The organism is Solihabitans fulvus (assembly GCF_008386585.1).
Classification (GTDB): domain Bacteria; phylum Actinomycetota; class Actinomycetes; order Mycobacteriales; family Pseudonocardiaceae; genus Solihabitans; species Solihabitans fulvus.
The window spans coordinates 24,452-39,446 of the sequence record NZ_VUOB01000022.1 but is presented as its reverse complement, the minus strand read 5'-3'; the positions used below and the strand labels follow the sequence as shown (position 1 = coordinate 39,446).

Genomic DNA, 14,995 nt, shown 5'->3' with positions numbered 1-14,995 from the left:
GTGTGAACGGGCAGGATGGGGCTCGTGGGAAACGTGTGTGTCGTGGGACTCGGGTTGATCGGCGGTTCGGTGCTGCGCGCCGCGGCCGGCGCGGGCCACTCCGTGTGGGGCACGACCGCGTCGGCCGCCGACGCCTCGGCCGCGGCGGCGGACGGCTTCGACGTCGGCACGGACGCGGCCGCCGCGCTGCGCCGGGCCGCCGAGCGGGACGCGCTGGTGGTGCTCGCCGTGCCGCTGCCCTCGGTCGGGGACGTGCTGCGGCTGGTCACCGAGCACGCCCCCGGCTGCCGGCTGACCGACGTGGTGAGCGTCAAGGAGCCCGTCGCCGAGGCGGTGCGGCGGTTCGCGCCGTCGGCCCGCTACGTCGGCGGGCACCCGATGGCCGGCACCTCGGCGTCCGGCTGGGCGGCCGGGTCGGCCGGGCTGTTCGCCGACGCGGCCTGGGTGGTGGCCGCCGAGGACGGCGGCGACCCCTCGGTGCTGCGCGAGGTCACCGCGCTCGCGCTGGACTGCGGCGCGCACGTCGTGCCGGCGACGGCCGCCGAGCACGACGCCGCGGTCGCCAGGATCTCGCACCTGCCGCACGTGCTGGCCGCGGTGCTCGCGGCGGTCGGCGCGGACGGCGGGCCGCTCGCGCTCGCCCTCGCCGCAGGGTCCTTCGGCGACGGCACCCGCGTCGCGGGCTCGCGGGTCGAACTCGTCAGGGCGATGTGCGAGGGAAACCGGTCGGCGCTGCTGGACGCCGTCGACGACGCGCTCGGCAGGCTCGGCGCGGCGCGGGGCTCGCTCGCCTCGACCGGCTCCCTCGGCAAGACCCTGGAGGCCGGGCACGCCGGCCGCCTCGCGCTCACCGAGCAGCGCGCGGCCGCGCGCACCCCACTGCGCATCGACCTGACCGCGCCGGACGCCATGGCCGCGCTGCGCGCCCTCGGCTCGCGCGGCGGCCGGATCACCGCGCTGGACGGCGCCGTCGCGCTCGCCGAAACCACCTGATCGCCAGCGAATCGGCGCTACCGTGACGAAATGGAGCGCAGCAGGCTGATCGCCCTCGTCGCGGGGCTCGCGCTGCTCGGCGGCGCAATCGTGTTGCTGCGCAACGAAACCGAGCTTCCCAAGCCGAAACAGGTCGCGCAACCGGTGCGGCTGGACAAGTACGTCGACCCCAGGATCGACTACCGGGACGCCCAGTCGACCCCGGCCGCGCCGAACCTCCGGCCCGTGCGGGCGCTCGACCTGACCAGCCTCCGGTTGGGCTGGGACCCGGTGCCCGACGCCGGCGGCTATGAGGTCCGTTGGGGCCAGGACGGCCACCTCGGCAACCCGCTGTTCGTCGCGACCGCCTCCGTCGAGCTGACCGGCCTCGATCCCGCCGTGCGGCAGGACATCGAGGTCCGCACCGTCGACGCGCTCGGCAGGCGGTCGACGGCGCAGCGGACGACCGCCGCGCCGAGGGAAGTCCTCGGCGAGGACTGGGCGATCAGGCTGATCAGCCCGCAGGACCACTTCGACGGCCCCGCCGCCCTGGACGCGCACCGCTGGCGGCTGCTCGGCCACGGCTACGACTCGTGCCTGTGGCTGGACTCCTCGGCCGGCCGCACCAGGGTGTTCGCGCAGTGCGCCAAGCTGGACATGCAGTCGACCACGCCGCTGATCCTCAACCGACCCGACCAGGACGGCGCGCTCGGCAGGGCCGTGCTGATCACGGACGGCCCGAGCCCCGTCGCCGACCTGGCCGGCAACGCCGCGACGAGCGACAAGCCTGCTGGCAACAAGACGAACGCGAGCCAGGTCGACATCACGCTGGCCCCCGACCCGTTCCAGGACATCGACGCGACCTCGCCGCCGGAGTTCGAGCCGACCCCGGCGCCGGGCGGTTACGTGGTCGACCCGGCGACGCTGCCCGGCACGGTCCGGCTGCGGATCACGGCGACCGGCGTCGGGTTCGTCGTCGGGCCGGGCGTGCCGCTGACGTCGATCCACCCGCAGGCCGTCGAGCCGGTGTCCGCCACGCCCGGCGTCCGGCACCAGTGGGAGCTGCGGGTCCTGCGCGACTCGGTGGCGGCCTACCGGGACGGCGCCCTCGTCGCGGTGGCCCCCGTCGCCGTGCCCTGGGCCGAGGCCGTGGTGCGGCTCGGCTTCCGCAATCCCTGGCACACGCTGCTCGACTCGTTCGGCGTCGGCGGCGTACCGACGAACCCCGTCGTCCGGGAGGTCATCGACCTCGGCACCGGCGCCGTTGGCTCGGACAGCAGGGGCGGCGGCGCCCCGAACACGAGGACCTACCCGCTGGCGCGCGACCGGGTCGCCGGCGCGCAGTCCGTCCGGGTCGTGGTGTCCTCGGCGTCGACCCCATCGGGGCCGCTGGTCGCCGAGTTCGCCGGGCGGACCCAGGACCTCAAGCCGCTGCTACCGGCGAATTCGGCCGATGTCCCGACCGCGCCGGAGTTCTACACCGACTTCGTCCTGTCCGGCGCCGATCCCGGCCAGCAGGCGGCGATCCTCGTGCACGCACCGGACCAGGCGGCGCCCTACGGGGTGCAGGCCATCGTGGTCGGCAGGCCGCAGCCGACCCGGCCGGCGCCGCTCACCGTGCAGTCCTGGCGTCAGCGGGACCACGAACCCGTTGTGGCGCGACCGATCGCGTCCTTCACCGACGAACACGGGACGCCGGTGGCCGCGCCGACCGACGGCGGCAAGCTGCACGTCACGGTGACCGCCGACGCGCTCGGCGCGCAGTCCAGGACCGACGCGGTGGCCGGTGCGGCCGGCGTCGAGGTCGACCTGGACGGACACCGGATGCTCACGCTGCCGACCACGGCCGACGGGCCCGCAGTCGGCGGCGTGTACCAGTTCGCGCTGGACACCAAGGGCCTCGCCGCCGGTGAGCACGGGCTGGAGTTGCGGATCCGGCCGGAGGACGGGAACGCCGCTCCCACCAGGACCGCCCTCACCTTCCGACTTCCCTGATATCGGCTCGGCAACGATCAGTGACCGCCCTCACAACGCCGCCTAGCTTTACGGCGTGAATCGTCGGCAGATCGCGGTGGCAGCCGCTGGCCTGGTGTTATTGGGCGGCGCGATCGCCGTGCTGCGCACGACCGGCGGCGGCGGCCCCGCGTCGTCCGGGCCCCCGTCGCCCGCCCAGCCGACCGCGTTCAAGCCGTACGCCGCCGACGGCGTCGTGCTCCCCGAGGCCGGCGGCAAGCCGCAGCCGCCGAAGGAACTGCGCGTCGACGCGGGACCCCGCCGCCTCCAGGCGAGCTGGGCCGTGGACAAGCCCGCCGCGCCCGGCTACCAGGTGCGCTGGGGCCACGACGGCGCGCTGGACCACCAGCAGCTCATCGCCGTGCCGGCCGTGCAGCTGGACGGGCTGGACAACGGCACGAAGTACCAGGTCGAGGTCCGCGCCGTCGACGCGTTCGGGCAGCGGTCCGACCCGGCGACCAGCGCCGCAACGCCCCGGCCCGACCTCGCCGAGGACGCCAAGGACAGCTTCGTCGACCACTTCGACGGCGGCACGGTCCCCGACCCGGCGAAGTGGCGGCTCGCCGCGGGCTCCGAATGCGTCAGGGCGTCCCCTGGCGACGGCGCGAACAGCAAGCGGCTGGTCGTCAGCGGTGCCTGCGGCTCCGACGCGGTCGCGCTGCGCGCGCGGACCCCGTTCCGGCTGGCCGACCCCGGCCAGGCCGCCGACGGCGAGCTCGGCAGGTACGTGATCACCACCGACGCGCCCGGCCAGAACGGGGAACTGCTGCTCGACCTGGTGCCCGGCGCGGCCGACCTCGTCGACGGCTCGCCTGGGCCACCGCCGCAGGCCGGCAAGCCGGGGCTCGCCCAGGACGACCCGACGCTGCCGCCAGGCACGATCCGGGTGCGGATCGCCAGCAACGCCGACGCCGTGCCGCCGACCACCACCGCGCAGGTCCTGGTGCCGCCGGGCACGCCGAGGATCGCGCCGAGCACCGACACCATGTCACCGCTGCCGGCGACCCAGATCGGCATCAGCCACCGCCTCGAGGTCGTGCTGCGCAAGGACGGCGTGCGCGTCCTGCGGGACGGCGTGCTCGTCGGCGGCGGCGACGTCGTGCCGCAGTGGCCGGAGGCGACCCTGCTGATCGGCCTCGGCGGGCCGGCAGGCGGGCAGCTGCACGTCGGCATCGACCTGGTGGCCTTCGCCGGGGTGCACGCCGACACCCCCGCGCTGCTCCCGCCGCCGCAGATCACCACCTCGCTGAGCGAGCTGCCCGAGACCGACGCCAAGAAGCTGGCCGGCGCGCTCGGCGGGCAGCTGCGGCTGTCGCTGCTGCCCGCGTCGACCGTCGACAACACCCCGCTGCCCGCGCCGAACCTCGCTGCCGTGGTGCACGGGGTGCGGACACCGCTGCGGCCCGCGATCCCCGGCAGCCCGTGGTCGCAGGGCGTGCACTACCCGGTGGTCGCGGACCTGCCGCCGGACGCGCTGGTGCTGACGAGTCCGGCGCAACGGCTCGCGGTGGCCGTCGTCAACGCGGACGGCACGCCCGCCCAGGGGTTCCGGGTGGTGCAGGCGGACATCGAGCTGACCCCGGACCCGGCCGCGCCGTCGACCGCGCCGCGCACCAACCCGAACCCGTCGGTCCGGCCGCCCGTCGCCCAGCTGGCCATGCCGGGCGCGGAACTGCTCGACGCGTCCGGGCAGCGGCTCGATCCGGGCAAGACGCTGCCGAAGGGCAGGCTGGTGCTCAGCGCGACGCTGGACGGCGCGGCGGGCCAGCGGTACTCCGGCGAGCTGGCCGGGCTGGCCGGGTTCGAGGTCTGGCTCGACGACCAGCGGATCGCCGCGGTGTCCACCACCAGGGACGGCCCTGGAGTCGCCGGGAACTGGCGGATCGCGTTCAACGCGACCACCCTGGCCGCCGGCCCGCACACCATGGAGGTCAGGGCGTTCGGCACGGACGCGTCGACGCGGTACGTCTCGGGGTTCGCGACCTTCCTGCTCGGGCAGTGACCCGCCGCCGTTCACCGAAACAACTCGGTCAGTAGTTCGTCGACCAACGGAGCTGCTCGGCGGCGGAATCGCACGGCAAGATGAGGGCATGCACCGTCCCCTGCTGCTCGACGCAGCCCGCACGCCGTTCGGCCGCTACCGCGGTGGCCTCTCCGGCGTCCGCGTCGACGACCTGGCCACCCTGCCGATCGCCGAGTTGCTGCGCCGGCACGGACCCGACGGCACCGGCCGGCTCGACCCGGCCCGCGTCGACGACGTGCTCTACGGCAACACCAACGGGGCCGGCGAGGAGAACCGCAACGTCGCCAGGATGGCCGCGCTGCTGGCCGGGCTGCCGCCGACCGTGCCGGGGGTGACCGTGAACCGGCTGTGCGCGTCCGGCGGCGAGGCGATCGTGCAGGGCGCGCGGGCGCTGGCCGCCGGCGACGCCGACCTGCTGATCGCGGGCGGCGTCGAGGGCATGAGCCGCGCGCCGTTCGTGACGGCCCGCCCGGAGCGGGCGATGCCGGACCGGCTGGAGACGGTGTCGACGGCGCTGGGTTGGCGGCTGGTCAACCCGAGGATGCCGAGCCAGTGGACGATACCGCTCGGGCGGGCCGCCGAGGAGGTCGCGGTCTCGCTCGGCATCGACCGGGAGCGGATGGACGCGTTCGCGCTGCGCTCGCACCGCAGGGCCGCCGCGGCCTGGGATGCCGGGGTGCACGACGGCTTCGCGTTCCCGGTCGCGCTGCCGGACGGAAGCGGCGTGCGCAGGGACGAGTCGGTGCGGGCGGACACGAGCGCGGAGAAGCTGGCGAAGCTGGGTTCGGCGTTCTCCGACACGGGCCCGGTGACGGCGGGAAACGCGTCCCCGCTCAACGACGGCGCGGTTGCGGTGCTGCTTGGCACCGACGAGATCGCGGCCGAGCTCGGCGTCGACCCGCTCGGCGAGGTCCTCGGCAGCGCGGTGACGGCGGAGGAGCCGCACCGCTTCACCCTCGCCCCGGTCACGGCCGTCCGCAAGCTGCTGACCAGGCTGCGGGCCAGGGTCGAGGACGTGGACCTGTGGGAGATCAACGAGGCGTTCGCCGCGATGGTGCTGTCGGTGCTGCACAACCTGCCCGAGATCGACCCGGAGCGGGTCAACGTGCACGGCGGCGCGATCGCGTACGGGCACCCGCTCGGTGCGTCCATGCCGAGGGTCGTGGTGGACCTGTGCCGGCACCTGCGCGCCAGGGGCGGCGGCCTCGGCGTCGCGGCGGCGTGCGTCGGAGTCGGGCAGGGAGTGGCGATCGCCGTGCGGGTGTGACGGCGGCCTGATCAGGCGATCGGCGTCCGGCGGGCAGTTCAGCCGGACGGCGGCCGAGGACGCGAGCCCGGGGTACCCGCCGCCCGGGTTTCGCGCTGTCCTGCCCTACACGCGCCGCGACAGCCCCGGGTAGTCGAGCACCAGGCCGTCCGCGTCCACCGTGATGTCCTCGGTGACCGAGCCCCGCGTGTAGTTGACCACCGACTCCTGGTCACCGACGGACACCGTCCGGTAGGTCTGCCGCAGCAGCCGCACCGACAGGTCCGGCAGCGTCACGTAGACGACCGGCAGGTCGTGCTCGCCCGCCGTGTGGTGCAGGCCGAGGCGGTGCACCGGGAGGGCGTTGAACAGCACGGTGTTCTGCACGTCGAGGTCGAGCGCGCCGTCGAAGTCGGTGCGCTCGGCGCCCTTGCCGGAGTCGACCAACCAGATGCCGTCCTCGCTGCGGCTCAACGAGATCTGCCGCTCGAACTCGGCGGTGGTGCTGCGCAACAGCAGCCTGCTCACGCCGCGTGACTCGTTGACGGACAGCTCGAAGGACGCGCTGTGGGCCTCGGCGTCCTCGTGCGCCGCCGCGACCAGGCGGCCGGAGGCGCGCAGCCGGTTGTCCGACAGCAGCAGCCGCACGGACTCCAGGCGCGGCGCGTCGACGCCCTGCCAGGTCAGCACCCTGGGGCGTCGGGACGGCGTAGACGCCGAGCGGGTCCCCCCGTCGGAGAGGACCCGCTCAGTGGTGTCGGAAACGTTCACTCTCCACCTGGGATGAAGTCCTTGGCCTTCTGCACGGCCTTGTCGATCTGCTCCTCGTGGCCGAACGACTTCTTGGCGAACTCGCCCGCCTTGTCGGCGGCCGCCTCCAGCTTGTCGCCGTGCTGCTCGGCCAGATCCTGAGCCTTCTTCTTGAGCTCGTCGAAGTTCACGGTGCTCCTTCGCGACTTTGACGCAGGGTACCGGACCCGCATCTTCGTTCCCACTGTTGAACCCGCCGCCGAGCGCCCCATCGGACAACCGCGACACGCACAGTGACGGGTAGTGCTCCCATCAGCCACGGTACCTGCGTCCGAAGGGACCGACCGGTTAGCCCACCCGGTCGGGTGGGAGCGCGGACCGCCGCCGCCGTGCGAAGATGGCGCGCCGCCGCCTGGTCGGCCGCTGCCCGCGGCCCCAACCAGGAGGACGCCACATGCCACGGTTACCGCGCTGGCTGCTGCCCGCGCTGCTCGTTCTCGCCGTCGTGCCGACGATCCCGGCCGCAGCCGCCGAACCGGCGCACCAGGACACCTGGCCGGCGCCGACGTTCACGGTCCAGACCCCGGATCCCTCGGTCGCCGCCCGCAGCGACCGGCGGCCCGTCGGCGGCGGGCTGTACGACCCGGTCGCGCACCGCACCTTCATCTCCTGGGGCGGCCAGGCCGAGGACAACTACGTCCAGTCCTACGACCACGACACCGGCGTCTGGGACGCCCCGGTGAAGGTCGGCGACGGCGGCGGCGACTCGCACAACTACCCGACGATGGTGCAGGCCGCCGACGGGCACCTGCTGGTGTTCCGCGGCATGCACAACGTCCAGCTCGTGCTGGCGAGGTCGCCGGAGCCGCACTCGGCGGCCGGCACGTGGACCGAGCGGGTCATCTCCACCGACGCGGCCACCTACCCGATGCCGTTCAAGACGGCGGACGGCTCGATCTTCGTGTTCTTCCGGGAGACCCTCGGCGACCTCGACCCGACCGTCCCGACCGACACCCGACCCATGCAGTACGTGGTGTCGCGGGACAACGGGCAGACCTGGCAGACCTCCAAGGAGCTGACCGGACGCCCGTTCGTGATCGGCTCGACCGGCCGCGCGGACAACATGAACGAGATCTACATCGGCCAGCTGCGCTACGAGCCGGGCCTGTTCGGCTTCGGCGAGCGGGTGCGGATCGTCTACACGCTGGCAGGAGGTGGCGCCGAGGGGCACAAACACGACCGGTACCACCGTAACCTGTACTACGCGTCGTTCGACCCGCGCACCCTGCGCTTCTCCTCGGCGGCGGGGCGCGACGTCGGCACCCAGATCGACGACGCGATCCAGGAGGACCAACTGAAGGTCGCGGACACGCCACTGACGTTGCCCGGCGGGGTCAAGTCGCCCGACTACATCCAGCTCGTCGGCGCGCCGATCACCGGGCAGCCGTTCCTGCTGTGGTTCACCGGCGACGACAGCGGTCCGGTGCACAACTACCTGTCCACCTGGACCGGCTTCGGTTGGCAGACCAGGGAAGTGGCGCGCGGGCTGCGCACCAAGGAGATGGAGCCGGTCGACCCGCTGACCTGGCGGGTCTACGCGAGCGTGGACGGCCAGCCGAACGTGCGGACGTTCCTGGTCCGGCTCGGCCGCACCTGGTCGGCCGAGGCGGTGCTGCCGACCGCGAAGCCGGTCCAGCGGATCGAGCTGATCAGCGGGTTCCGCGACCCGGTCAGGGTGCTGATCACCGGGGCGTCCAGCGATCGGGACGTGTCGGTCGCGGACGGCGACATCTCGGTGGCCGGTCTGTCCCGGCGCTGAACGCGCCGCGCCCCCTGGGGAACCTTCTCCCAGGGGGCGCGGTCAGCTCAGCCGATCAGGCGGTGACGCTGATCAGGCGGTGTTCTTCTTGCGGCGCACCATGAACAGCGCGCCACCACCGGCGACGAGCAGCACGACGCCGATGGCGATCGGCCAGAAGATCGACGCACCGGTGTTGGCCAGCGGCGCCTCGTTCGAGGCAGCGGCCACGACCGGAGTCGTGTCCGTGGTCGTCGGGGCGCTCGTGGTCGGCGTGGTGGTCGACGCGGCGACGTCCCACTTGGCGTGGGCGGTGATGTCCAGCGGCACCGTCACCGGAGAGGCGACGATCAGCGACTGGGTCTTCTTGTCGACGCTGCTGCGGATGAACAGCCTGCCCTTGTCCAGCTGCGCGTCGGCGTGGATCGAGATGTCCGCCTCGCCCGGCTTCGCGTCGGCCGGGACCTTGACGAAGAAGTCAGCGGTCTTCGGGGCGTCGACCTTCGCCGCGAACTTCTTGTCCGCCGGCTTGTCCAGCTCCTTGCCGTCCTTGTCGGTGAGGGTGACACCGGCGGGCAGCATGGCGCTGAAGGTGACCTTGTCCGCCGTGCTCGTGACGGTGAACGGACCGATGAGGTCGCCGGCCTTGCCGGCCTTCTCCTTCGGGTCCACGGCCAGCGACGGCGTGGGCTGGTCGAGGTCGACGGCCTTGGAGACCAGGAAGTCGTACAGCTTGACGACGTCCTTCGCCGAGTCCTCGTTGCCCACGAGCGGGTTGGCGGTGTCGAGGTCGACGTTGTCGCTGAAGTGCCAGATCGCGGCCTGGGTCGCGGTGATGGCTTCCTTCGCGCTGAGGTCGACCCCAACGGTCTTGCCCAACGCGTCAGGCTTCACGCTCGGGTAGGAGTTGTGCAGGATCCAGTTGATCTTGCCGCTGTTCTTCTTGAAGCCGCTGTCGTCCGACGGGTACTTCTCCCACGGCACCTCGTCCATGCCGTAGCCGAGCTGGGTCGACTGCGGCAGCTCGACGCAGTAGGTCTGGGTGCCCTTGTCGGTGCCGTCGATCTTGATCCCGATCAGGCTCGCCGTCGGGTTCTTCTCGCTGCCGGCCTTCAGCAGCTGAACCTGGTAGCCGGATTCGTCGTAGTTGCCGTCGAGCTTCGCGTGGGTGCCATCAGCGGCGGCCGGCAGTGCCGCAGCCAGCAGAGCAACAGAGGCCCCGAGGATCGCCGCGCCGACGCGCGCCGGGGTGAACCGGGATGCCATGAGTCTCCTTCTAGCTTGAGCGTGGCCCCGACAGGTGAGCTGGTCTTCTCCGCACCGAGCACGCGCCCGCGCGGCGACAAACGTTTGGCGTCTCTTTAACCCAAACGAGTGACAAAATGTCCGTTTCAGTGTCCGAGACCGTGAGGAATCGCCGGAACACTACCCGATCGAGTTACCCCGTTCGAGAGTGGGATCGACACGCGGTATCAGCCATTTCACCTGCGGAAACGCGCGATATTCGTCCTCTGTGGACGAACGCCTGCGTCCCATGCGGACACCGGCCACCCCGAACCGACGCCCCACCCACGTCACCCGGCGATGCACCAAGCGCCAAAGAGGCGGCGAAGATCGCCATTTCCGCTGATCAGCGGCGTGCGCGAGTCATGGCGGATTCAATCACAGACATTCTCGACACAACACCGTTAGGCAACCGTTATAGACACATCAACAAGGCCAGCCGCCGAGCGCCGAAATCCAACGACGACAAGAGTCGAATACACGTAAACAACCATTGGCCGTCCGGGAAACGGAAGACGGTTTGCCGCCTCGGGCCCCAGGCCGTCACGGCGACACGATCACCCCACCGCGCCAGCCCCCGCCCACGGCCGACCCACTCCCGACCGACCCATTCCCGGACAGCCCGCTCCAGGCAGGCTCACTCCTGGCCGGAGAACTTCTCCCAGGCGGACTGCCGCGCGACGCCCAGCGCCTCGCCGATCCGCGCCCAGGACACCCCGCGTTCCCGGAGCCGGTCGACCCAGTTCTGGAGGCTGCCGTCGACCTGGGCGCTCACCGAGGCGATGCGCGGCAGCAGCTCGAGGATCTGCTCGTCCGTCATGCTCTCCGAAACGGGAATCTCGGGCTTCTCCTTGGATTCCTGCCGCTGCGCCAGGATGGACTCGCAGAGGCGCACGCACCCGTCGCAGATGTACACCCCCGGCCCGGCGATCATCTTGTCCACCTCGGACTCCGGCTTGGCACAGAAGGAGCAGTGCAGCGTCCTGTCCGCGAAGAGCTTGCCTGACATGGCTTCTCCAGCCTCAACCCGATGTCAGGCTTGCCCTGACACATAAGGAGAAGCTAGCGCGTCAGGTGCTTCCTGACAAGAGGTTCGCCCGCGTCGACGCCGTGCGGCGGTCCGCGATGGAAACCGCCGATGCCGTCACGGCACTGCACACCTCGCTCGGCGAGGCCGAAGAATTGGCCCCCCGCCACGAATTCCAGGTCACCGACAGCGGCGACGTCTCGGCGACTCCAAGGACGCACTGGCCGCTGTCGAGCCTCCATCAGACGGGAACACCCAACCCCTAGCTTTGACGAATGACTCCGCCACGGACGCGCGCCCTGCTGACGGTCCTGCTGGCCGTTCTCCCCATGGCGCTCCTCGCCTCCTGCGGTAGCCCCCAGAGCGCCCCAGCCAAGGACACCACGCGTCAGGAGGCCAGCGTGAACACCAAGGTCGCCGAACTCATGCAGCGGCCCGACATCGAGCACGCAGCGACCGCATACGAAGAGATGGGCGCCAAGGTCCGCGAACGACTCACCACGGAGCTCGGTCGCACGTGGGAGCAACGCGACAAGGCGGGGGCCTCGCTGTGCGGGTCCGACTACCCCGACCTGAACGCCGACGGCGAGGTGCGCGGCCTCGCCCTCTGGTCATCGCCGGGAAACCTGCCCGACGCCCAGTGGGATCGCGCCGTGGCCATCGTGGGCGAGATCGCCTCCGGCTACGGCTTCACCGCAGCACCTGAAGTCGTGGCGAACAGGCCGAGCGAACATGATGTCGTGTTCCACAAACCGGATGACGCGAAGATCAATTTCAGCACGGGCAGGAACACCAGCCTCATGGTCACCACTGGATGCCATCTCACCGCCAAGGCGCACCAGCGGGTCACCTCCACAACCCCGACCACGTGACGGCGACGAGATGGCGGAGCGAGCAGGCCGCACAACGCGCCGAGGCACCCGCCCGACCCACCTGGCGACCTCGGATGTGCCCGGCATCACAGCGAGCTACTCGACAGAGAACTACTCGGCAGGGACGCAGGTGCGGACGTTCACGAGGAATTGTGAGACGCACGGCCCGGAAAAGCAGCAGGGGCCCTGTCTCACCTGAGTGATCCAAGGCCCCTACCTGGGCTTTCGCCGTACTTGTGCGCTCGGCAGGATTCGAACCTGCAACCTCTTGATCCGTAGTCAAGTGCTCTATCCGTTGAGCTACGAGCGCGTGTTCAGTTGTCACCCAAGTCTAACCCAGGTGTTGCGGAGGCTCCGGGATTTGAACCCGGGATGGGGGTGAACCCAAACCGCATTAGCAGTGCGGCGCCATAGACCAGACTAGGCGAAGCCTCCCGGGGCCCTCGGCCACGGCGCATAGATTACACATGCCCGAGCCCGTGGAGCAAAACGCCCCCTCGTTGCGCCGGGACGGGGCTCCCCACCCCGCCCCGGCTCGCCAGCCGTGGCCACACTCGTGCCTGGTCACCGGGGTGCGCGGGGCTGGAAACGTCCCGTCTCCCACAACGGGAGCCGCACCGCCCGCCACGCGCCCGGTGTGCGACCCGCGCCGATCGCGCACCGGGCCCGGAGTACGGCAACGACCTCTCTCGTCGCGTGCCGCACGGCCGGCGTGGACCGCACGTTGGCAGTTGCGGCCGACCGGAACAACCCGTCGAAGGGAGGGTTGCGCCGGATCACCTGCGGTAATCCGGGATTCGCCTCGCTCGGCCGCTCGGGCGGGCCGCCCGACACCGGTTGTTCGATGTGCGTTTGCGCACAGTTGGGCCACCGACCCGCGCCGCGCGGTTCGGCGCGGGACCGGAACACCGTGCCGTGTGGTGACAATCACCACACCTGCTACGCCGTGCTGCCCTGCGCGGCGAGGTCCAGGAACGGCTGGAGGGCGTCGGGGTTGCGCAGCGCGTCCCGGCTCACGGCCCGCTCGGCCGGCGTGCCCGCCAGGATCTTCTTCACCGGGACCTCACACTTCTTGCCGTTGAGGGTCCTCGGCACCTCCAGCACCGCGACGAAGCGGTTCGGCACATGCCTCGGCGACAGCTCGGACCGCAGCGCCTTGCGCAACGACGGCTCGACCGAGGCCAGCTCGACGCCGTCGTCGAGCACCAGGAAGCACAGCAGCTCACCGTCGGCCTGGCCGGCGCCCGAGGTGTCGATCACCAGTGAGTCCGCTACCCCTGGGAACGACTCGACGACCCGGTAGAACTCGCTCGTCCCCATCCGCACCCCGCCCCGGTTGAGCGTGGAGTCGCTGCGGCCGTAGATCACCGCGGAACCCCTTGGTGTGATGCGGATCCAGTCCCCGTGCCGCCACACGCCGGGGTAGGTCTCGAAGTACGCCTCGCGCAGCCTGCTGCCGTCGGGGTCGTCCCAGAACGACACCGGCATCGACGGCATCGGCCTGGTCATCACCAGCTCGCCAACCTCGTCGACCACCTCGTTGCCCTGCTCGTCGAACGCCGTCACCGCGGCGCCCAACGACCGGCAGGACAGCTCTCCGAGCCACACCGGCACGGTCGGCGCCGCGCCCACGAACGCCGTGCACAGGTCGGTGCCGCCGGACACGCTGGCGATCTGCACCTCGGGGCTGATCGCCGAGGCCACCCAGCGGAAGCCCTCCGGGGTCAGCGGCGCGCCGGTCGAGCCGACGGTGTGCAGCGCGGACAGGTCGAACCGCTCCGCCGGCCTCAGCTCCTCCTTGAGGCAGGACTGGATGAACGGCGCCGACGTGCCGAAGTAGGTGACGCGGTGCTGCTCGGCGAGCCGCCACAGCGCGGTCAGGTCCGGATAGGCGGGATTGCCGTCGAACAGCACGATCGTCGAGCCGACCAGCAGCCCGGAGACCAGGAAGTTCCACATCATCCAGCCGGTGGTGGTGAACCAGAAGAACCGCTCGCCTGGGCCGAGGCCGCTCTGTAGCGCCAGCGCCTTGAGATGTTCCAGCACGATGCCGCCGTGCCCCTGCACGATGCCCTTGGGCAGCCCGGTGGTTCCCGAGGAGTAGAGCACCCACAGGGGATGGTCGAACGGCACCGGCTCGTAGGCGAGCTCCGCCCCGGCGTGCCGGTCGAGCAGCTCGGCCCAGTCGACGACGGGGTGCGGCTGGCCGGGCAGCGTCGCGCCGCCGCCGAGGTAGTCGATCAGCACGGTCGCCCGCAGCGATCCGATCGAGTCGCGCAGCTGCTCGATGGTCGGCCGGACGTCGAACGCCCTGCCGTTGTAGTGATAGCCGTCGACGGCGACCAGCACGGTCGGCTCGATCTGGGTGAACCGGTCGGCGACGGCGCGCGCGCCGAAGTCCGGCGAGCAGGACGACCAGGTCGCCCCGAGGCTCGCCGCCGCGAGGAACGCGACGAGCGCCTGCGGGCAGTTCGGGGCCAGCGCGACGACGCGGTCGCCGCGCTTGACGCCGAGCTCGACCAGCCCGGCCCGCGCGGCGGCCACCTGGCGGCGCAGCGTGCCGAAGTCCAGGTTCTGCGCCAGCCCGTCCTCACGGTGGAACACCACGGCCAGGTCGTCGTCGGCCTTGCCCTGCCCCGGCCGCAGCGCGTGCTCGGCGTAGTTCAGCGTGGCGTCGGGGAACCATCGCGCGCCCGGCATGCGCTCCTCGGCGAGCACCTGCGACGGCTGGTCGTGGAAGGCCACGTCGAAGAACTCGGCCACCGCGCCCCAGAACCCGGTCAGGTCGGTGGTCGACCAGCTCCACAGGTCCTGGTAGTCCGGGAGGTCGAGGCCGCGCTCGGTGCGCAGCCACTCCTGGAACGCCGCGATCTGGCTGTCGCCGACCTGATCGGGGTTCGGCCGCCACAGCAGTTCGGGCTCACCGGCGGTGTTGCCGGCTGGGGTCTCGGTGGTCATAGCCCTGTTCCTAGTCGATCGCGGGCGCGAGGACCACTGCCGGCGAGGCCCT

General features: G+C 71.6%; 12 protein-coding genes and 2 tRNA genes. 7 read left to right on the top strand and 7 right to left on the bottom strand.

Annotation, left to right across the window (positions count from 1 at the left end; translation table 11 throughout):
• Nucleotides 1–15 precede the first annotated feature (15 nt).
• The 4 genes from F0L68_RS12900 (at nt 16) to F0L68_RS12885 (ending at nt 6,275) form a co-directional block, all read left to right on the top strand.
• Complete coding sequence (locus F0L68_RS12900) at nt 16–993, top strand: prephenate dehydrogenase (protein WP_149849773.1); 978 nt, start codon at nt 16–18, stop codon at nt 991–993.
• 30 nt (nt 994–1,023) lie between these two features.
• On the top strand, nt 1,024–2,967 hold the full coding sequence (locus tag F0L68_RS12895) for a fibronectin type III domain-containing protein (RefSeq protein WP_149849772.1): 1,944 nt from the start codon (nt 1,024–1,026) through the stop codon (nt 2,965–2,967).
• Between the two features lie 55 nt (nt 2,968–3,022).
• Nucleotides 3,023–4,987 (top strand): fibronectin type III domain-containing protein, encoded by a 1,965-nt coding sequence (locus F0L68_RS12890; protein ID WP_149849771.1) that lies wholly within the window; start codon nt 3,023–3,025, stop codon nt 4,985–4,987.
• Nucleotides 4,988–5,075: 88 nt separating this feature from the next.
• Nucleotides 5,076–6,275, top strand: coding sequence for a thiolase family protein (locus F0L68_RS12885; RefSeq protein WP_149849770.1), 1,200 nt, complete (start codon nt 5,076–5,078; stop codon nt 6,273–6,275).
• A 105-nt stretch (nt 6,276–6,380) separates the two neighbouring features.
• On the opposite strand, the gene F0L68_RS12880 is transcribed toward F0L68_RS12885, so the two are convergent.
• Both F0L68_RS12880 and F0L68_RS12875 read right to left on the bottom strand, forming a co-directional pair.
• The gene (locus F0L68_RS12880) at nt 6,381–7,025 is read right to left on the bottom strand and encodes a putative glycolipid-binding domain-containing protein (RefSeq protein ID WP_149849769.1); all 645 of its coding nucleotides are present in this window, start codon (nt 7,023–7,025) and stop codon (nt 6,381–6,383) included.
• Nucleotides 7,022–7,195 carry an antitoxin gene (locus F0L68_RS12875; RefSeq protein ID WP_149849768.1) on the bottom strand — a complete coding sequence of 58 codons (174 nt, stop codon included), beginning with the start codon at nt 7,193–7,195 and terminating at the stop codon, nt 7,022–7,024. The genes F0L68_RS12880 and F0L68_RS12875 overlap by 4 nt, the downstream gene beginning before the upstream one ends.
• Nucleotides 7,196–7,458: 263 nt before the next feature.
• Here F0L68_RS12875 and F0L68_RS12870 point away from each other — a divergent pair, with 263 nt between their 5' ends.
• Entirely contained in the window at nt 7,459–8,823 is a 1,365-nt protein-coding gene (locus tag F0L68_RS12870) for a BNR-4 repeat-containing protein (RefSeq protein ID WP_149849767.1), read from the top strand.
• Nucleotides 8,824–8,895: 72 nt separating this feature from the next.
• On the opposite strand, the gene F0L68_RS12865 is transcribed toward F0L68_RS12870, so the two are convergent.
• On the bottom strand, nt 8,896–10,068 hold the full coding sequence (locus F0L68_RS12865; RefSeq protein WP_149849766.1) for a thioester domain-containing protein: 1,173 nt from the start codon (nt 10,066–10,068) through the stop codon (nt 8,896–8,898).
• A gap of 655 nt (nt 10,069–10,723) precedes the next feature.
• Nucleotides 10,724–11,095, bottom strand: coding sequence for a ClpX C4-type zinc finger protein (locus F0L68_RS12860; protein ID WP_149849765.1), 372 nt, complete (start codon nt 11,093–11,095; stop codon nt 10,724–10,726).
• 65 nt (nt 11,096–11,160) lie between these two features.
• On the opposite strand from F0L68_RS12860, the gene F0L68_RS12855 reads away from it, so the two are divergent.
• Together F0L68_RS12855 and F0L68_RS12850 are read left to right on the top strand one after the other, a co-directional pair.
• Complete coding sequence (locus F0L68_RS12855; protein WP_149849764.1) at nt 11,161–11,379, top strand: hypothetical protein; 219 nt, start codon at nt 11,161–11,163, stop codon at nt 11,377–11,379.
• Nucleotides 11,380–11,442: 63 nt separating this feature from the next.
• Nucleotides 11,443–11,985, top strand: a complete 543-nt coding sequence (locus F0L68_RS12850; protein WP_188316546.1) for an LppA family lipoprotein — start codon at nt 11,443–11,445, stop codon at nt 11,983–11,985.
• A 237-nt stretch (nt 11,986–12,222) separates the two neighbouring features.
• Here F0L68_RS12850 and F0L68_RS12845 read toward each other — a convergent pair.
• From F0L68_RS12845 to F0L68_RS12835, 3 genes are all read right to left on the bottom strand, one after another.
• Nucleotides 12,223–12,295: transfer RNA gene (locus tag F0L68_RS12845), tRNA-Arg, on the bottom strand.
• A 36-nt stretch (nt 12,296–12,331) separates the two neighbouring features.
• Nucleotides 12,332–12,420: transfer RNA gene (locus tag F0L68_RS12840), tRNA-Ser, on the bottom strand.
• A gap of 504 nt (nt 12,421–12,924) precedes the next feature.
• Nucleotides 12,925–14,943, bottom strand: a complete 2,019-nt coding sequence (locus tag F0L68_RS12835) for an acetoacetate--CoA ligase (RefSeq protein ID WP_149849762.1) — start codon at nt 14,941–14,943, stop codon at nt 12,925–12,927.
• Between the last annotated feature and the right edge of the window lie 52 nt (nt 14,944–14,995).